The sequence below is a fragment of the Anabaena sp. PCC 7108 genome (assembly GCF_000332135.1).
Lineage (GTDB): Bacteria > Cyanobacteriota > Cyanobacteriia > Cyanobacteriales > Nostocaceae > Anabaena.
Genome location: NZ_KB235896.1, coordinates 3,116,142 through 3,133,994, shown reverse-complemented (window position 1 = coordinate 3,133,994; position 17,853 = coordinate 3,116,142). Strand labels below are relative to the sequence as shown.

The 17,853-nt window shown below is 38.9% G+C and carries 23 protein-coding genes; 13 read left to right on the top strand and 10 right to left on the bottom strand.

Annotation, left to right across the window (positions count from 1 at the left end; all coding sequences use genetic code 11):
* Positions 1-21: 21 nt before the first annotated feature.
* Positions 22-141, bottom strand: coding sequence for a photosystem II reaction center protein Ycf12/Psb30 (psb30, locus tag ANA7108_RS0114810; RefSeq protein WP_016951580.1), 120 nt, complete (start codon positions 139-141; stop codon positions 22-24).
* Positions 142-306: 165 nt separating this feature from the next.
* Between psb30 and ANA7108_RS0114805 the strand changes: the two genes are divergently transcribed.
* The 3 genes from ANA7108_RS0114805 to ANA7108_RS0114795 all read left to right on the top strand — a co-directional run bounded on the left by ANA7108_RS0114805 (position 307) and on the right by ANA7108_RS0114795 (position 1,440).
* Positions 307-657 (top strand): YkgJ family cysteine cluster protein, encoded by a 351-nt coding sequence (locus ANA7108_RS0114805; RefSeq protein ID WP_016951579.1) that lies wholly within the window; start codon positions 307-309, stop codon positions 655-657.
* Between the two features lie 92 nt (positions 658-749).
* A complete protein-coding gene (locus ANA7108_RS0114800) occupies positions 750-1,127 on the top strand; it encodes a TMEM165/GDT1 family protein (protein ID WP_016951578.1) in 378 nt (125 codons plus the stop codon).
* Between the two features lie 25 nt (positions 1,128-1,152).
* On the top strand, positions 1,153-1,440 hold the full coding sequence (locus ANA7108_RS0114795) for a TMEM165/GDT1 family protein (RefSeq protein WP_016951577.1): 288 nt from the start codon (positions 1,153-1,155) through the stop codon (positions 1,438-1,440).
* A gap of 198 nt (positions 1,441-1,638) precedes the next feature.
* Here the strand turns inward: ANA7108_RS0114795 and ANA7108_RS0114790 are convergent, their stop codons facing one another.
* The gene (locus tag ANA7108_RS0114790; RefSeq protein ID WP_016951576.1) at positions 1,639-2,127 is read right to left on the bottom strand and encodes a hypothetical protein; all 489 of its coding nucleotides are present in this window, start codon (positions 2,125-2,127) and stop codon (positions 1,639-1,641) included.
* Positions 2,128-2,331: 204 nt separating this feature from the next.
* Positions 2,332-2,700 carry a pentapeptide repeat-containing protein gene (locus tag ANA7108_RS0114785; protein WP_016951575.1) on the bottom strand — a complete coding sequence of 123 codons (369 nt, stop codon included), beginning with the start codon at positions 2,698-2,700 and terminating at the stop codon, positions 2,332-2,334.
* Positions 2,701-3,743: 1,043 nt separating this feature from the next.
* Between ANA7108_RS0114785 and ANA7108_RS0114780 the strand changes: the two genes are divergently transcribed.
* A complete protein-coding gene (locus tag ANA7108_RS0114780) occupies positions 3,744-4,835 on the top strand; it encodes a DNA polymerase beta superfamily protein (RefSeq protein ID WP_016951574.1) in 1,092 nt (363 codons plus the stop codon).
* 211 nt (positions 4,836-5,046) lie between these two features.
* Here ANA7108_RS0114780 and bchI read toward each other — a convergent pair whose 3' ends face one another.
* Entirely contained in the window at positions 5,047-6,165 is a 1,119-nt protein-coding gene (gene bchI / locus ANA7108_RS0114775) for a magnesium chelatase ATPase subunit I (protein ID WP_016951573.1), read from the bottom strand.
* A gap of 581 nt (positions 6,166-6,746) precedes the next feature.
* Between bchI and ANA7108_RS0114770 the strand changes: the two genes are divergently transcribed.
* The 3 genes from ANA7108_RS0114770 to ANA7108_RS0114760 all read left to right on the top strand — a co-directional run bounded on the left by ANA7108_RS0114770 (position 6,747) and on the right by ANA7108_RS0114760 (position 8,877).
* On the top strand, positions 6,747-7,409 hold the full coding sequence (locus ANA7108_RS0114770) for a histidine phosphatase family protein (RefSeq protein ID WP_016951572.1): 663 nt from the start codon (positions 6,747-6,749) through the stop codon (positions 7,407-7,409).
* Positions 7,345-7,773 (top strand): hypothetical protein, encoded by a 429-nt coding sequence (locus tag ANA7108_RS30235; protein ID WP_016951571.1) that lies wholly within the window; start codon positions 7,345-7,347, stop codon positions 7,771-7,773. Before ANA7108_RS0114770 ends, ANA7108_RS30235 begins: the two co-directional genes overlap by 65 nt.
* Positions 7,774-7,857: 84 nt before the next feature.
* Complete coding sequence (locus tag ANA7108_RS0114760) at positions 7,858-8,877, top strand: ABC transporter ATP-binding protein (RefSeq protein ID WP_016951570.1); 1,020 nt, start codon at positions 7,858-7,860, stop codon at positions 8,875-8,877.
* Between the two features lie 87 nt (positions 8,878-8,964).
* Here the strand turns inward: ANA7108_RS0114760 and ANA7108_RS0114755 are convergent, their stop codons facing one another.
* Positions 8,965-9,876, bottom strand: a complete 912-nt coding sequence (locus ANA7108_RS0114755; protein ID WP_016951569.1) for a hypothetical protein — start codon at positions 9,874-9,876, stop codon at positions 8,965-8,967.
* A 221-nt stretch (positions 9,877-10,097) separates the two neighbouring features.
* Here ANA7108_RS0114755 and ANA7108_RS0114750 point away from each other — a divergent pair, with 221 nt between their 5' ends.
* Positions 10,098-10,973: an ABC transporter permease gene (locus tag ANA7108_RS0114750; protein ID WP_026104203.1), complete on the top strand. Its 876-nt coding sequence runs from the start codon at positions 10,098-10,100 to the stop codon at positions 10,971-10,973.
* Between the two features lie 43 nt (positions 10,974-11,016).
* Positions 11,017-11,394 (top strand): hypothetical protein, encoded by a 378-nt coding sequence (locus ANA7108_RS0114745; protein WP_016951567.1) that lies wholly within the window; start codon positions 11,017-11,019, stop codon positions 11,392-11,394.
* Positions 11,395-11,559: 165 nt separating this feature from the next.
* Here ANA7108_RS0114745 and ANA7108_RS0114740 read toward each other — a convergent pair whose 3' ends face one another.
* On the bottom strand, positions 11,560-11,997 hold the full coding sequence (locus ANA7108_RS0114740; protein WP_016951566.1) for a peroxiredoxin: 438 nt from the start codon (positions 11,995-11,997) through the stop codon (positions 11,560-11,562).
* 140 nt (positions 11,998-12,137) lie between these two features.
* Here ANA7108_RS0114740 and ANA7108_RS0114735 point away from each other — a divergent pair, with 140 nt between their 5' ends.
* The 3 genes from ANA7108_RS0114735 (at position 12,138) to ANA7108_RS0114725 (ending at position 14,594) form a co-directional block, all read left to right on the top strand.
* The gene (locus ANA7108_RS0114735; protein WP_026104202.1) at positions 12,138-12,542 is read left to right on the top strand and encodes an Npun_F0494 family protein; all 405 of its coding nucleotides are present in this window, start codon (positions 12,138-12,140) and stop codon (positions 12,540-12,542) included.
* A 224-nt stretch (positions 12,543-12,766) separates the two neighbouring features.
* Entirely contained in the window at positions 12,767-14,242 is a 1,476-nt protein-coding gene (cobQ, locus tag ANA7108_RS0114730; RefSeq protein WP_016951564.1) for a cobyric acid synthase CobQ, read from the top strand.
* Positions 14,243-14,354: 112 nt separating this feature from the next.
* Positions 14,355-14,594, top strand: a complete 240-nt coding sequence (locus tag ANA7108_RS0114725; RefSeq protein ID WP_016951563.1) for a 2Fe-2S iron-sulfur cluster-binding protein — start codon at positions 14,355-14,357, stop codon at positions 14,592-14,594.
* A gap of 76 nt (positions 14,595-14,670) precedes the next feature.
* Here ANA7108_RS0114725 and ANA7108_RS0114720 read toward each other — a convergent pair whose 3' ends face one another.
* The 3 genes from ANA7108_RS0114720 to ANA7108_RS0114710 all read right to left on the bottom strand — a co-directional run bounded on the left by ANA7108_RS0114720 (position 14,671) and on the right by ANA7108_RS0114710 (position 17,116).
* The gene (locus ANA7108_RS0114720; RefSeq protein ID WP_016951562.1) at positions 14,671-15,591 is read right to left on the bottom strand and encodes a nucleotidyl transferase AbiEii/AbiGii toxin family protein; all 921 of its coding nucleotides are present in this window, start codon (positions 15,589-15,591) and stop codon (positions 14,671-14,673) included.
* Complete coding sequence (locus ANA7108_RS0114715) at positions 15,588-16,184, bottom strand: type IV toxin-antitoxin system AbiEi family antitoxin domain-containing protein (RefSeq protein WP_016951561.1); 597 nt, start codon at positions 16,182-16,184, stop codon at positions 15,588-15,590. The genes ANA7108_RS0114720 and ANA7108_RS0114715 overlap by 4 nt, the downstream gene beginning before the upstream one ends.
* A gap of 221 nt (positions 16,185-16,405) precedes the next feature.
* Positions 16,406-17,116 carry an HNH endonuclease gene (locus ANA7108_RS0114710; protein WP_016951560.1) on the bottom strand — a complete coding sequence of 237 codons (711 nt, stop codon included), beginning with the start codon at positions 17,114-17,116 and terminating at the stop codon, positions 16,406-16,408.
* Between the two features lie 110 nt (positions 17,117-17,226).
* On the opposite strand from ANA7108_RS0114710, the gene ANA7108_RS0114705 reads away from it, so the two are divergent.
* Entirely contained in the window at positions 17,227-17,532 is a 306-nt protein-coding gene (locus tag ANA7108_RS0114705; protein WP_016951559.1) for a WYL domain-containing protein, read from the top strand.
* A gap of 41 nt (positions 17,533-17,573) precedes the next feature.
* On the opposite strand, the gene ANA7108_RS0114700 is transcribed toward ANA7108_RS0114705, so the two are convergent.
* Positions 17,574-17,825: a helix-turn-helix domain-containing protein gene (locus tag ANA7108_RS0114700; protein ID WP_016951558.1), complete on the bottom strand. Its 252-nt coding sequence runs from the start codon at positions 17,823-17,825 to the stop codon at positions 17,574-17,576.
* Between the last annotated feature and the right edge of the window lie 28 nt (positions 17,826-17,853).

The window sequence follows — 17,853 nt, the reverse complement described above, 5'->3', positions numbered from 1 at the left end:
ACCCCTTACCCATTAGCAAATTTACAGATTTCCGTTGCGAAAAGCCAGCAAGAAAATTACCACGGGTCCAGAAATGATAATTAGACCTACACAGGTCAACTGAAAAACAACTTCCCAATTAATGTTTGCTAAAGCTTCCATTTTTCTTTTTTCTCCGAGATTGTTTTAAAAAATTCAATAATTCCACTGCAAATCACGTCATAGATCATATCCGGCAAGCGGACACCTGATTTAATTTACTTAACAAAATTATAAGAAACGCAATAAAAACGTAAAATAGCGGGAAGTGACAAAGTAGGGTAAATTATGGCAACGTGGCAATGTATCAAGCAATGTGGAGCCTGCTGTCATCTTGATCCAGCAGATCGTCCAGATTTGGAAGAGTATCTCTCACCAGAGGAACTAGGGCTTTACCTGAGTATGGTAGGGGAAGGGGGATGGTGCGTTAATTTTGACCAGATAACACGAGAATGCACCATTTACGAGCATCGTCCTCGTTTTTGTCGGGTGGAAGTGGAAACCTTTCAGGATATGTTTGGGATTGAACCAGAGGAACTCAACGATTTTGCTATCGACTGCTGTCGTCAACAAATTGAGTCCGTTTATGGCGATCGCAGTTTGGAACAAATCCGTTTTGATCAAGCTGTGGGTTTTTAATTTGCTATTTTCTTGACTACAGTTGCAATTTATTACAAAAATCTGAGAAAATGAGAAAAATATGAAAACAACTTAAGGACAAGATAACGCCTGTGAAACTTGACTCCGTATCTGTAAGCCAGTCAGAACTAAAAGACACTAACAGTTATCTACTTGAATCTGTAGTTAATAATGGTTCCAAAAAGCAAGAATCAGCCTTGATGGTGTTTGGAACCACCTTCATCACTATATTTTTAGCGGAAATTGGCGATAAAACTCAACTATCTACCCTGTTAATGAGTGCAGAATCTCATCAACCTTGGGTAGTTTTTTTTGGTTCTGGGGCTGCACTGATAACTACCAGTCTATTAGGTGTGCTTTTAGGTGGCTGGATAGCTAGTAAACTTAGTCCAAAAACAGTGGAAAAATCAGCTGGAGTTATGCTGCTGCTGATTTCGCTAATGCTGTTTTGGGAAGTCTTAGTTAAGTAATTATTAATTATACAGAGAATCAATTATGAACTGGCATCTTTTAGGGTTGAGCTTTATTACAGTCTTTCTATCAGAATTAGGTGACAAAAGTCAGTTAGCAGCGATCGCACTTTCTGGTCGTGGTCAATCTCGACGGGGTGTGTTTTTTGGCACTGCTGGAGCGCTAGTATTAACCAGTTTGTTGGGAGCATTAGCTGGGGGAGCAGTTGCGGAATTATTTCCTACACGTATACTCAAAGCGATCGCTGCTGTCGGTTTTGCTATTCTCGCTATTCGCTTGCTATTACCCAACGGTGAAGCAGAATCAGATTAGTTCAATATTTATTTTTAGGCGTTGCATAATTGCGGAATGATTTGAGAATCTGCATCAATATATAATCACCCCGTCTGGAGTGTCTGGAGTGTCCCCGCGTCAGCCTCAATCATCCCCTTATTCAGCAACGCCTATTTTTAGTAGGGTGGGTAATGCCCACCTGAATCTCAAATATTGCATTTCTGCCTCACCAGTCTCTTAAACTTTACGCCAGCACCAGTTTAAAAGCATAGCACCGGCAAACAATTTCAAGCCTTCCAGGAAGAAATAACCGCCGTGTAGTAAATTCATTGTGGACGGCACTACAGCAGCATCTGTAAATAAGTTTAAATTACTGCCCACAGCGCACATCTGGGGAGTTAAGAAATAAGTATCCAGCAAAGTAACTGTTAGTAGCAAAACAGATAAAACTATACTGCCCAAACGCCAATCAGATTTAGTTTTGCTAATAGCCAATACACTAGTCAACACTACAGCAGCAGATAACAATTCTAGGCGATTAAAATTCCAAAAAACTACATAACCTGTGGTTGTAAAACTAGCTTCATTCATCATTCCAGCCAGATACAGACTAGGCATAATTACCCAATCTAACACTAAACTGGCACTGAGCCAAAAGCCCAGAGTCAACAGAGTAGTTGTTTGCCAAGTTGACCGCTTAAATTCAAAGTTAGAAATAGCATTCATAAAAATAATTGCTGTGTTTTATTCTTTCTAGTTTCTAACTAATAAGATTGTTTTGACAAGAAAGATCCACTATCCTTTACAAACGAAAAACTTTATATACAATCTTTCTACATTTTTTGTAGCTATTTTAAATATTATTAAGTTTAATTACCACATGAGCAAAAATAAATCTATTTAGTTAATTTTTATTAAAAAAACAACCGCCTAAAACTTCCGCATATGATGACTAACGGGGTCAAAACCTTGAGAAAACTTCGTGCTGTCATCATAAAAAGCACCTGTCAAATTTGCTCCATATAACTTCGTATAGTAAAGCTTTGCACCGCGAAGATTTGCCTCACAGAGATTAACACCACACAAATTAGCTCTCGTCAAATTTGCTTTAGCTAAATTAGCTCTACTCAAATCTGCTCCCCAGAGTTTAGCTTTAGCTAAATTAGCTCCACTTAAATCTGCTCCCCATAAATTGATTCCTGGTAAATAAGCATCAATCAATTTGACTTGACTTAACTGAGCAGATGGAAAATATCTCTCTCCTGCGGAATAGCGCTGTTTAATCTTCTCTGCATCCATATTTCACCACCTTGAGCTACAAAACCGTGATTTCTAGTTCTAATTAAGCAAAATAAACAGACAGCGAGACCTGGCAATGGGGAGATTCATGTTCATGCACGAAAAAGCGCTTGAGTCCTTTTTCCTTACTCAAGCGCTCCCCGTATAACTTTATACCAACCCACTATTTTGATGTAACATTGGCAATCCGCGACATTGCTATTAGGGGAAGCATTGTGAGGATAACTTGTAACAAACATGAGGTGAAGTGGTATCACTCCTTGCATCACATCAGCATATCTCTTTTAAAACCAAATAGCTAGTGTGGAGAGTGACACTTTATCAACTGACACTAGTTAAAAACGACTCAACCCTGATAGTAACGAACAAGACAAAGCCGAACAGTAAGCATTTAGTTGATATAGTATAAAAAAGCTCAGTCTTTTGGGAATTAGCTCAAATATCAGACAATCAAACTATGGAGTCAAGAGATGATAGTAGTAACATAATTTGCTCAGTTCTCCAATCAAGATTTTGCTCAGGATTGGCACAGAACCCTATTGATGTATAGTTATCCAGGCAATCTCAACAAATAGCAATTACCATCCACACACAAGTAGAGTGTATCTTTTTTATCTATAAGCTATGAAAATGTTGGATCCAGGATACTTGTGCCTATTTAGTGAACATAATGATTAACTGGAGGTGATGTTTACTACAATACACAACCATAAAAGAGCTACACGTTGCTGATTAGCACTAATCAATGACTATACTCCCAAGTAAAATCTCATCCTCAGGATTGATACTGAAAACTTATCTAACTAAAGGTAGTTGTCAAATTCTGAGTTTACTTAAGTAAGCTAAAATTGACATCTGACTATTTATTTTTAAACCTGAAAAATTAATAAAAAGCTAGAGAAATCATTGATTGCAACTTTCCCCAAATGTAATCTTGAAAATTGACGATTAATCTCAATAAATACAGCAAAAAACCTCATGCTTCTCTTCAGACGATGATTAATTTTAGAGATGTACAATAAATTTTTGAGCAGCTAATAATTATGAAAAGAATCGAAGTTGAAGAAAGAGCTATTTTCGTTGGGTTGGCAGGTAGTCATGGTTATGGTTTAAATCGTCCTGATTCAGACTATGATTATCGTGGCGTTTTTATTGCTCCCAAGCGTTACTATTTGGGATTTGATAGCATAGAACAAAAAGATACTGGGTGGGATGAACCGGGAATATTTCCGTTTATTGATGGTAATCAAGACACGGTTATTTATGAATTAAGAAAAGTCCTACATTTATTAGCCGGGGCAAATCCTAATGTTTTAGAATTGTTGTGGTTGAATAATTATCCTTTTTTAACGAATATTGGACAGCATTTAATTAATCACAGACAGTTATTTTTGAGTAAGAAAGTGAAGCATACTTACTCTGGTTATGCTTTTGCTCAAATCAAGAAAATGGAAACTCATCGCAAATGGTTGTTAAATCCACCAGCTAAAAAACCAATCCCATCTGATTATGGAATAGAAGATGAAGCACCATTAAGTAAAGATGAGTTAAATGCTTTTTTGGAATATCTATATATCTTAATTAGAGGTAAGATTGAATTTTTAGAAGAATCAGAGCAGTTATACAAATTGCTGACAGCAGATATTGACTTTAAAGGTGTTTTGAAACAATATACTTTAGCAGACGAGGCTTTAGCATATACTCAAAATTTAACTCATGGACGCAAAGACTTTATTCGACTTTTGCAAAAAAGCCAAAGCTATCAAATCGCTTTAAGAGAATGGAAGGCTTATTTATCTTGGCAAGAAAATAGAAATCCTGCTAGAGCAGCAATGGAGAAAAAGTCAGGTTATGACTTGAAACATGGTATGCACTGTATTAGATTGCTGCGGAGTGGTTTGGAAATATTGCAGCGAGGAGAATTAATTGTCGATAGAAGAGTAGCGGGAGATATTAATGATTTAAAAGCTATTCTTATGGGTGAGTATACTTATGAACAGTTGATGAAAATGGCAGAAGATTTGGTGGCTGAGATGGATGTTTTTTATGAACAATCAACTTTACCTCACCGACCTGATTTAGAGCAAATTAATGATTTGTGTATGGAATTAGTAGAAATGCAAGGTTGGAAATAATCTAGAGAAGTAAGTAGGTGAGAATAAATCAAAGTAGATTAAGTAATGTAAAAAATCTTGAGATGGTTTCGTAGTGAGGGCTTCAGCCCTCAAATAAGGACTAAAGTCCTCACTACAAGCCTCGAATTATTCATTCTCATCTACTTAACTTGAATAGTCAGTTGTCAGTTTTTTCTCCTGACTACTGACTAAGACCAAATTTAATTACCTATTACCTAACCCCAGCTTTCATGCCTGAGCCGTTTTTCTGTGTTGAATCTTCTGGTAATTCCACACCGAAAACGCGACAAAAGACTTTTTCAACTTTATAGCCAGTATCAATGGATTCCAAGGGATCTTTCCGCAGACGGTGACGCAGACATAATGTAATTACCCGACGGATATCGTCAACTGTAACTTCTGTCCGTCCTTCAAATGCAGTTAAGGCTTTAGCAGCACGGTTAGTAACGATGTCACCCCGCAAACCGTCCACATCCAATTCTGAACAAACTTCCGAAATTTTCACCCGCAAGTCATAGTCAAGGTTAACTTGTGGTAATAATTCCTGAGCATTAACAATTTGCTGTTGTAATGCTTCTTGGGGGTTTTTGTGTTTTTCTAAATATACAGGAGGATTTTGGTCAAATTCTCCCCGTTCTTCCACAATTTGCACCCGTAAAGCTGGTTCTTTGACGGTGTGAATTTCTGCGTGCATTCCGAAACGGTCTAGTAGTTGAGGACGCAATTCTCCTTCTTCTGGGTTTCCCGAACCAACGAGAACAAACCGTGCTGGGTGACGAATAGAAATTCCTTCCCGTTCGACGGTGTTCCAACCACTAGCAGCGGAATCGAGGAGTACGTCTACCAAGTGGTCATCTAACAAGTTGACTTCATCAACGTAGAGAATACCTCTGTTAGCTTTGGCCAGAAGTCCTGGTTCAAAGGCTTTCACACCTTCAGATAAAGCTTTTTCGATGTCGATAGTACCGCAAACCCGGTCTTCTGTTGCACCCAATGGTAAATCTACCATGATGACTTTTTTGTGAGCGATGGGAATTTCTCCCCCTTCTGCTAGTATTTGACGGACTTCATCACTCATCAAGTCCGGGTCGTTGGGGTCACTGTTGAAGGGGTCATTGGCAACTACGGGGATTTCTGGCAGCAGGTCTGCCAAAGCACGGATGGTTGTAGATTTACCGGTGCCGCGATCGCCCATAATCATTACACCACCAATTTTGGGATCAATCACGTTTAACAACAGTGCCAGTTTCATTTCTTCCTGGCCGACAATTGCTGTAAATGGAAAGACCGCGCGACGCGCACTTGCTGTAGTTTGAGCAGTTGAAGTCACTAAATTACCTTAACAATACTTTTGTTATTACAATTCTTTATTTTGCCATATCTAGAGATGGTAGGTCAGTTATCAGTTCAACGCTGAATCATATAAGTTTTTTAAATCTGATTTTCACAAAAAAAGTATACGACTATGTTTATTGAGAATATACTGGCTTCATTCTCAAGATTATTGAGAATCTTGGCAATAATGCAACGATTTTACTAGGGTATTGACCTCTTGACTTTTTATGCTATTATTTAGGTGTAATATCCAAAGGCATTTTATTGTCTAAATTTTATTAAAAATCAAAATTGTCTGAATCAGGATATCCAGGATTTCAGGATTTACAAGATTTAAAAAATTACAAGATTGGATATTAGCAAAAATTCTTGGTGATAACCTAGAGCCATGTCTGCGGTGTTCTTGCAGCGATCGCTCACTTTCAATACTCTCATCCGTTACTTTTGAAGTCGCAGACAAAAGTTGGTGAGGGAATTGACTTTTTTGGTTGATTACTTTGTCCTAGTGTCACATACTCAATTGCGAGATTGAGATATGTTATTGTTACACAAACTCCTTTATCCCCATCGCCAGCTATGACACTCAATTTATATTTACTGCGACATGGCGAAACTACTTTTAGTCAAAGTGGGAATTTCTGCGGTAAAACTGATGCAGAATTGACCTCTGAAGGAGTGCAGATGGCAGAGAGTTTTGCCGATGTTTATCAAAACTTGAAGTGGTCAGCGGTTTATGTTAGTCCGATGAAGCGCAACATTGCCACTGCCAAGCCATTTTGTGATGCTACTGGTATGGAGATGCAGGTGCGGGAAGGATTAAGAGAAGGTAGTTACGGACAATGGGAAACCAAGAGTAAATCGTTTGTTCAAGAAAATTACCCAGAAAACTATGTAAAATGGTTAACAGAACCCGCTTGGAATGCGCCCATTGGTGGAGAAACTGCGGTAGATATTGCTAACCGTTCTATGCCTGTAATTGCGGAAATTCAAGAAAAATATCCCCAAGGTAATGTTTTAGTAGTTTCCCATAAAGCCACGATTCGGATTCTGCTTTGCAGTTTACTGGGAATTGATTTAGGACGCTATCGTTATCGGGTAAATATTTTGGTCGCATCGGTAAGTATGGTTAAATTTGATGTTAATGGTCCCTTGTTAGAAGTATTAGGCGAACTGCTTGCAGCAGCGCTTCGCTATCGCCATCATATACCTGATCATATTCGCTCTCGTCCAGGAACATAATAGACATTTCCAGAAAACCGCGACATACAGCAGAATTCAGAATTCAGGAGGCAGGAGGCAGAAGGCAGGAGGCAGGAGGCAGAAGGCAGGAGGCAGGAGGCAGAAGGCAGGAGGCAGGAGGCAGGAGGCAGAAGGCAGAAGGCAGGAGGCAGGAGGCAGAAGGCAGGAGGCAGAAGGCAGAAGGCAGGAGGCAGAAGGCAGAAGGCAGGAGGCAGGAGGCAGAAGGCAGAAGGCAGGAGGCAGGAGGCAGGAGGCAGGAGGCAGAAGGCAGGAGGCAGAAGGCAGAAGGCAGAAGGCAGAAGGCAGAAGAGAGAAGAGAGAAGAGAGAAGAGAGAAGAGAGAAGAAGGAGATCCAGAAAAGTAGAACAGAACTCATCACAGCTAACGCCCAACTCGTACAATAGAAGATAGATTGTTGAGAATTGTATAGTTAGGGATTATAGCTGTCATGGCTCCCGCCGTTTTAATTGAAAATCTACAAAAAAGCTACGGTACTGTTGAGGCTGTCAAAGATGTCTCCTTTCAGGTACAACCTGGAGAAATCTTTGGTTTACTCGGTCCCAACGGTGCAGGGAAAACTACTACTCTGAGGGCTTTGTGTACGCTGACAACTCCTGATGCTGGCAAAATCGAAGTTTCGGGAATTTCGGCGTTAGAACACCCCAAATTAGCACGGCAAAAGCTGGGTTATGTGGCTCAGGAAGTGGCTTTAGATAAGGTATTGACGGGTAAGGAGTTGCTGCAATTGCAAGCGGCACTTTATCATCTTCCTCGTGCGGTAATCAAACAGCGGATTAACACTGTATTGGATTTGCTGGGTTTACAAGAATACGCAGATAAAAAAACCGGAACCTATTCTGGTGGTTTACGCAAACGCCTAGATTTGGCTGCGGGTTTACTCCATTCTCCAGATGTGTTGGTGTTGGATGAACCAACGGTAGGGCTTGACATTGAAAGCCGTTTTGTGGTATGGGAATTTCTGCGAAAGTTACGCGCTGCGGGAACTACGGTTGTGATTACCAGCCATTATTTAGAAGAAGTTGATGCTTTAGCTGATAGGGTAGCAATCATAGATCGCGGTCTAGTTATTGCTAATGGTACACCTTCGCAGTTAAAAGACCAAGTTGGGGGCGATCGCATTACCCTGCGTATCCGCGAATTTTCACCCAGCGACGAAGCCGACAAAGCTAAAAATCTGCTGGAGGCTTTACCTTTTGTCCAAGAAATCATCATCAATAACGCTCAAGGTAACTCCTTGAATTTGGTAGTCACTCCCCAAAATGACGCTTTAATTACTATTCAGCAAGCCTTAAATAATGTCGGTTTACCGATTTTTGGTATTGCTCAATCTCGTCCTAGTTTAGATGATGTTTACCTCGCAGCCACAGGAAAAACTTTGATGGATGCCGAATTAGCTGCTGTTGCTAATCGTGATCCTAAAGCGGAGAAAAAGCAAAATATGAGATAGGTTTATTGGGAATTAGGAATTGAGATACAGGAAGAATATTTCTGTTTCTCCTAATTCCTAAATTCTCACAATTTTTGTTTTGGGAAATCAATTTCTAAACCTAGCCAATAATTCCTCACGAGAAATATTCGACAAATTGAGTAATAGATCAGTTCTTTCTGTTAAAGAAAGCTCCATAATAGAATTAACAATCTTAGATAATTCCTCATCTAAAGCGCCAAAACGCCCTGCGAGTAAACTCTTTACCATAAAACGCTGTCCGTCTAAACTGCCTTCTTGCAGTCCTTCTTGTCGCCATTCTTCCCGTTGTTTGAGATACGCTGGTGATAAGTTCATAATTAATTCTCTCTCTTCATCATTGACATTATCTTTCACCTCTATATTTTTGCGCCAAGACGCTAAAATCTCTAGTAGGTGATTCCATTTATCAGTATCTTCTGATAGTTTAACCAATTCTTCTACCGCTTGTTTTTGGGTTCTTCCTTTTCCCAATACTCTTAACCATAGAGTATCTTGACTAATCGGTAACTGATTGATAGCGACAATAGCTGTTTTTAAGAATTCTGGCAGAAAATACACCCCGTCACACCAATTAAGTGATTGTTGAAGTTGTGCGCTAAATCCGTTCAGCATTCTCACAGAACAGGAAGGTGTTAAAATCCATAAATATGGTAATTCTCCTTCAGGTATAGATTGTTTTTCCCGTTTAGCTTGTCGCAACAAATCGCTATGAACGGTAAATAGTTTTAACAAACAACTTCTAATTTCTACTTCACTGGGAGCATTGCGAAACGGTTCAAATAGAGAGCTTGTAACTGCCATTTTCGCTAATAACCCTAATTCTAACTCATCAGATGGCGTTGAATTATTAGGAACAAACCAAACATCTATTTCCCGAACTTCGCTTTTAACATCTTTGCTGGTTTCTACATTACCTAAAGAAGTTAATAACTCCTGTAAATATTCTTTTGCAAATTGATCATGTGGTTGTCGAGTCATAAAATTTTAACTGCTGATTACTCTATAAGTGAGTTTATAGAAACACGCAAAATTCTCATTGATCTGGGGTATTGATTTGTGAACAGTCTCTCAATGATTTTTTGTTATAATAGGGTATTAAGAATTATAAATATTCTTTGCTAATTAAAAATTACAGAAATATTTATAATTTTTACTGGTTAATTTTATCACTGTGTATTTGAACTTTGGACAAAATCCCTATGAAGACTGATATGAATTGGCAGCAATTAGCTGCACCTACGGAAGTTACAGATACTACTCCCAGTTTCTTTGGTGAATTAGTCCAAGAAACACTGGCTTTAACTCGTCGTTTATTTATCCAATTACAACGCCGTCCTTCCAGTTTGGTAGCGGGAATTATTCAACCGGTGATGTGGTTGGTGTTGTTTGGTGCATTATTCCAAAATGCCCCTAAAGGTTTATTTGGAAGTACGACAAATTACGGACAATTTCTAGCAGCAGGTGTAATAGTCTTTACTGCTTTTGCTGGGGCTTTGAATGCCGGTTTACCCGTAATGTTCGACAGGGAATTTGGCTTTTTAAATCGGTTGCTGGTTGCACCTTTAGCTTCTCGGTTCTCGATTGTCTTTGCTTCTGCCATTTTCATTATCAGCCAAAGTTTACTGCAAGCGGCTGTAATTGTAGCGGCAGCGGCATTTTTAGGGGCGGGTTTACCTGATGCAGCGGGATTAAGTGCGATCGCTCTTATCGTCTTTCTCCTCGCTTTGGGTGTCACCGCTATTTCCCTCGGTTTGGCTTTTGCTTTACCGGGACACATTGAACTAATCGCAGTAATTTTTGTCACAAACCTGCCTTTACTCTTCGCCAGCACAGCTTTAGCACCTTTATCCTTTATGCCTGGTTGGTTGCAGGTTATCGCTACCCTCAATCCTCTCAGCTATGCTATTGAACCCATTCGCTATTTGTATCTACATAGTACTTGGGGATTAAATGATGTCGTCATGCAGGCTTTTTGGGGTGATGTTACCTTTGGGGGAGCATTGCTAGTCTTAGTGGGATTTGCTGTGGTGGCTTTACTCAGCATTCAACCCCGACTACGCAAAACTCTTGCTTAAAATAGAAGCATCATTCAATCAACAAAATGTGAGGAGAAATCTCATGAAAAAACCATTTTTACCAGTTCACAAAATCTTAGTTGCGACTTTAGCGGGAATTAGCTTTGCGTCTCTGCTAGTAGCACAACCCAGTTTAGCTGATACTAATCAACCCTTTGGTAGTTTGGAAAGCGATAACAATACCAATTCACTTTCAGGGAATAGCTCAAATTTTGTGCTAGACATGATTCATCGGGCAAATTTCGGAACTATTAACTGGGATGCAGAACAACAGAATCAGCAGTTAAATGACGCAGCAGCAGCATTTAAAGCTAGACAAAAACAACTATTGCAAGGTCAGCAACAGCAAACCCCATCTTCAAGCTTGACTACATCTGGTGGAAATACACCTTCGTTAATTATCCTACCCGCTAATCAATGAAAACTGAAAACCTCAACCCCTAACCCGGATTTGGGTAAGAGTTGAGGTTACACAATTTTGGATTTTGGATTTTAGATTTGTACTCGCGTTTAAATTCGGGGGACAAACCTGTTTAAAATTTGAAATCTAAAATTCGGTCAGTTAGCTGACTACTGTGGTGAAAAACTACAAGCCCAGTGCTTTTAAAACATCACTAGCGTGGGTAGCGGTGCTAACAGCACTGTCAACATGGACAATTTTACCATTGGGGTCAATGACGAAAGTGACGCGCTTGGCATAACCACCACCATCAACATCAAAAGCTGTGATCAAGGCCTTGTCTGTATCCACCAATAAGGGGAAATTCAAATTGTATTTAGCAGTAAATGCTTGATGGGCGGCTTGATCATCAGCACTTACGCCCAACACTACAACATTTTTACCTTGATATTCAGGTTGGGCATCCCGGAAACTACAGGCTTGCTTGGTGCAGCCCGGTGTATCATCTTTGGGGTAGAAATATACAACCACCGTCTTACCAGCAAAATCAGATAATGAGACTGTGTTGCCGTTTGTGTCTTTAGCGGTAAATGCAGGCGCATCTGTACCAACTGCTAGTGGCATAATTAACCTTTCCTGTTTCAGATTGTTGATGCACCTGAAATTTTACAATGATTTACAATATTTAAATAAATTTGAGAAAAAATAGCATAACTTACGAATAATATCCTTTTACTCACTGTCACTCCTCAACTCCTAAATCCATGACCGCTGTTGATTCCCCAAACACCAAACCCTTTGTCTATTCTCAAACTACTCTAGAAAGAGCCGAGCGATCGCTCATTTGTTCCCCGTTCAAGCTCAGTTTATTTATGACGATGCGTAACCAAAGTGTTTCCGTCAGTGCGATCGCTATGGAAAATGGTTATAAGGTAGGCTACACCAAACGTCCTTTATCAGAATTGTCCTGTGATAACGCCTTTGATTGGCTAATCGAAGTGGGAGTATTGCGGCGAGAAGTTGATGGACAGGGAATTACAGACGGTTTTCGCCTGACACCCCTAGGTCATCAGTTGGTAGAAAAATTCCCGGAAAAAGATTGGCGTAGTCCCTCATTGAGCGATCGCTTATACAATGCCATAACTCGTTGGTTTCGACTACCCTTTTAGATGCAAAATTAACAAGTTAAAATAAGCAAGCCAAAGTAAAAACTAGGGTGGGAAATCTACCAGGGTAGATTTTACTTGTCTAGCTATTGCTAAAGCGTGCGCGTTATGGAAGCATCTTGATCATTGCTATGTGCAAGATGTGAATTTATTTCTGCCAAATTACACCTTTCTTTAAACCAGAAATTGCTTTACTAAATCAAAAAACATTAAATAATAGTCACACTATGAAATCAATTATGGTAGTGGGAACAACATCCCACGCGGGTAAATCACTGATTACTACAGCCATTTGTCGTATTTTATCCCGGCGGGGCTGGCGAGTGGCTCCCTTTAAAGGTCAGAATATGGCTTTAAATGCTTATGTTACTGCCACAGGCGGAGAAATAGGTTACGCTCAGGCAGTGCAAGCTTGGGCTGCGGGAGTCGTTCCCTTGGTAGAAATGAACCCAATTTTACTGAAACCTCAAGGGGATATGACTTCTCAAGTTATCCTTAAAGGTAGAGCCGTAGGTACTGTTAGTGCTACAGATTATTACGAGCAATATTTTGAACTCGGTTGGCGCACTATTGAAGAATGCTTACAACATTTAAAAACAGAATTTGATTTGTTGGTTTGTGAAGGTGCAGGTAGTCCAGCAGAAATTAATCTCAAGCACCGCGACTTAACCAATATGCGGGTGGCAAAATATTTAAATGCACCAACTCTGTTAGTAGTAGATATTGACCGAGGTGGCGCTTTTGCTCACGTAGTCGGAACTTTAGAGTTACTGGAACCGGACGAACGCGCTTTAATTAAAGGGGTCATAATTAATAAATTCCGGGGACAGCGTTCCATTCTCCAACCGGGAATTAAATGGTTAGAAGAACGGACTGGTATTCCGGTTGTGGCTGTCATCCCTTACTTGGAACAAGTATTTCCAGCGGAAGACTCTCTAGACTTGCTAGAACGCAAACCCTATAAAGTTCAATCTGAATTAAATATTACTGTCATCCGCTTACCAAAAATTGCCAATTTTACCGACTTTGATGCACTGGAATCAGAACCAACAGTTTCAGTAAAATACGTCAGTCCCAAGCAAGATTTGGGACATCCTGATGCTGTAATTATTCCCGGAACCAAGACCACAATTGCTGATTTAATCGTGCTGCAAAAAAGCGGCATGGCGGAAGCAATTCAAAACTATGCAGCTTCTGGAGGAACAGTTTTGGGCATCTGTGGCGGCTTCCAAATGCTAGGTCAAATCATCGCTGATCCAGAGGGATCTGAGGGGCAAGCTGGTAGATTTCAGGGGTTAAATCTATTACCTATCAGAACTGTAATTACTGGACAAAAAATCGCCCGTCAGCGCCAAGTTAGTTCCAATTATCCGCAAATGGGCTTACCTGTAAATGGATTTGAAATCCACCAAGGGCGATCGCGCTTAGAAACCCAAGATGATAAACAATCCTGTCAACCGCTATTTGATGATGCTAATTTAGGCTTAGTAGATAGTTGTCAATCTATTTGGGGTACTTATCTACACGGGCTTTTTGATAATGGCCCTTGGCGACGGGCTTGGATTAACCGTCTCCGTCAACAACGAGGTTTAAAATCTTTGCCCACTGGTGTTGCTAATTACAGAGAACATCGAGAACAGATGTTGGACTCTTTAGCTACCCAAATAGAAAATCACTTAAACTTAAATCCGTTTTTGTCTTAAATAATGGGTAATTTGTAATTTGTAATTATTACCCAATCACCAATCACCAATCACCAATCACCAATCACCAATCACCAATCACCAATGACCAATCACCAATGACCAATCACCAATGACTATTAACATCCACTTTCTACCAGATGATGTCACTGTTAATGCTGAAGTAGGAGAATCCCTGTTAGATGTCGCAGATCGGGCAGGGGTATCAATTCCTACTGGTTGTCTGATGGGGTCTTGTCATGCTTGCACCGTGGAACTAGATGATGGGGAAGTCATTCGTGCTTGCATTACTCCAGTTCCACCAGGAAAGGAGGAATTGACCATTAATTTGTTTAGCGATCCAACGTGGTAATTAATTAGTTATCAGGAATACGCAATTGGGGTACAGCAATGCTGTGTCCCTAGGAATACTTTAAATAACAAATATTTTAATCTTGCCAAAAGCCTGATATAGTCCATATTTTGTCAAAATTTTCATTTTGGGCAGCAGCTAGGCAAGGAGGCATAATAAAATTTTTAATCTCGTTAATTAATTCACTAAATGAATTCGGAGTTTGTTCTATTTTTAATTTCTTTTTAAAAGCTTGCCACTGCTTTTGCTTATTTGAATCATTAAAAAATTCTTCAGTTAAAGCTAAAGGTTCTTTTACTGGTATTTCTGTTTTCCGTCTATCAAAAGTGTTATTTAACGCTTGACGCAGTAAATTTCCTTGAAATTCAAAATTTTTGCAAAGAAACCAAATATCATAGAAGTCTTTAATGCGACTGTTGCTTATACCAAGAGAAACCATTGCTTGAAACTTTTCAGCTATTACTGTCTCACGCGGATATATTCGTAAACGTGGTTTAGGTATATCTAAAATAGGTTCGATTTCTATTTCTTCAGCATCAGGTGTAACTGCATCACCAAATCCAATATCTACTTGAATAGTAATTTCAATTTTAACTAATTTTCCTTTTAATTTAATTCTTACTCCTTCATATTCCTGATCTTCTTTGATTAATTGTCCTGTAACAGATTCAGACAAAAAAATAATTCCATCTTCTTCACAGTGAATTGTACAAATTTCTTTATAAATATTTACTAAATATTCAATCTCGTTATTGCCAAAACAGAGTAAATCTAAATCTTTTGTTGCTCTATGTGGTTCTCCATTCCAAACTTTAAAGAGAGTAGCACCTTTTAAAATATATTGTTTCTGATATGGAGATTGACTAAGCCTGTATAGCAGCCTTTCTCCAACATAGCGCGTCAATAAATAATTATAATCTTCACCTCTTTTTTTAGATAATGTCAATAATTTAGCTTGGATAGATGCGGCGATATTAATAGGTTTTTTCGATGTCATGAGAGTGATTCTAGATAAGGACGCATCACATTATTTACTCGGCAAATTTTGGCATAACGCCATATTTCATCCATTGAGCATCTTTTTTCTCGCCAACATTCGCGCAATGCTTCCAGAGCAACATCAAGACCAATTTTATTGCGAAATTTAAAACAATCTGCAACTGTTTTCGGCAAAGAATATATACTCACCGGCACGCCTTCTATGATATGTTCTTCAATTCCTTCTTCTAGAGATTTACCAGACATATAAACGATTCTGAGTGGTAGAAGATCATCTTTAGGAGGACGGGATTTTTGAGGAATTGCCAGCCAAATTTCAAAAGGTGTTTGAGTAGTTAATTGATAGAAACTCAGTGCAGATAGAAGACAAATTACTGCGTTAGGAACTCTTTTAGCAGCTTCAACTAGGGTGTGATTTGCTGTAATTTCTGCATCTGCAAAGGTGTAAACACCGCGAGCAGAACGTACAAGGATTCCTTCGTTTTCCAAACGTTTCAAATATTCTCTGTGAATACCTTTCGCTGCAATTTCTTTTGCTCTAATTACACCTGTTTGAGAAGAGTAACTCAGTATTTTTTCTGTTTTCGACATAATTGCATTAGTTTACTTACCTGTCATGCAAATTTTTTTACTTTGTGGCGAAGTGTGGATAGTTGTTGTTATTTACCTACATTTTATCACAAAAACTTGCCAAATCTGTGAGTCAAGGAAAATATATAACCTTTGAATACGCGACTTAATTTAAAGACTGTAGAACTGATTGCGGCTGATTTCTAAGTTGATACTTTTCTTATTGACAAAGTTATATATGATTACTCAACTCCTAGCTTCGTACGTCCAAGACGAACTAAATCATCATAAGCAGAACAAACTTTGTTCGCTGCTAGAGCCAAATCTTCAATAACTTGATAGTGTCTATCACGATCATCAAACTTATCAGGGTTTACATAAAGTCTCATTCCTCTAGGATAAGTCCCATAGTTCACAAGGTCTAAATATTCTTCTATGCAATCTGTTAGTTGACATCTACGAATCTCTAAATCTGAATCAATAAACTCAAAATCAGGGTGTCTGCATAGGGCAATATAATTGAACAAGTCATCATGCACTTCTTGCTTAAATGAATTAATATTACAATTTCCCCGCATAAAAAAAAGTGATCCAGATGTACTTGGAAGTGTTTCCTTGATTTTGAGAAAGAGTTTGCGATCCAATTTTATACAGTCTGGATTAATTACTACAAAAGTCTGATTTTTGACTGTTTCATACCATCTATTTCTATGTTCTATTATTTCCGCAACATTATATTTACGACCTTTGGGGTGCTGGGGATCATAAGCTTTTATTTCAGCATGACAATCAAAGCAAAGAGGAATGCAATTTTCATACAAATCTTCGCCCCCCTCTGATTTCTGAATAATATGATGTAGTTCTATTTTGAAACCACAAAATTTATGGCAAATACAGCAACATCTACCACAATCCAATAATGCTTTTTCAGCAACTTTATCAGGAAATCCCATTTAAACTACTTTTTAGTGATATTGGAAGTTACAAAAAATTTGTATTTTAACAGAATACACAAATAAAGAAAATTATAGTAGTATATTTTTACTATTTTTCTTAAAGAACAATGAAAACAAAAATAGAAATTATAAAACAAGCTATCACGCAAAGGCACTTAGTTGACTTTTACTATCAGGGTTTACACCGTATTGCTGAACCTCATATTCTTGGATTCAAGGGTGGGGTGATACAGGTATTAGTTTATCAAATCAGGGGTAAAAGCAGTTCACTTAAACTTCCTGACTGGAGACGCATGAATCTTGATGATATATCAGGTCTTCAGATTCTTAATGAAACTTTCATTATCCAGGCTCCCTCCCTTTCTAATCATCATAGTTCATGGGATGAAATTTTAGCTACCGTTAATAATTAGGGTACTTAACGGAGCTTTTATACACTAATTTAGGCGGTGCGTTACAGCACATCAAGTTGCTTGAAGAAAATGAGGAGTTTGCCCTCACTGAACCGTTGAAACTCTCCTTTCATCAAATGAGATACTTCTGGTTGGGGAATACCAAGAAGTTCGCTGATTTCCCACTGTTTTAGGTTGCGTTGTTTCAAGAGACGCAGTACATGAATTCCTATCTTACCCCGCGTAAAAAGTTCATCTGCATTTGACAAACCGAGGTCGGTGAATACGTTGCCACTGCTTTCTTCAAAAGTCATAATTTACCCTTCAGACAGTAAGAAACTT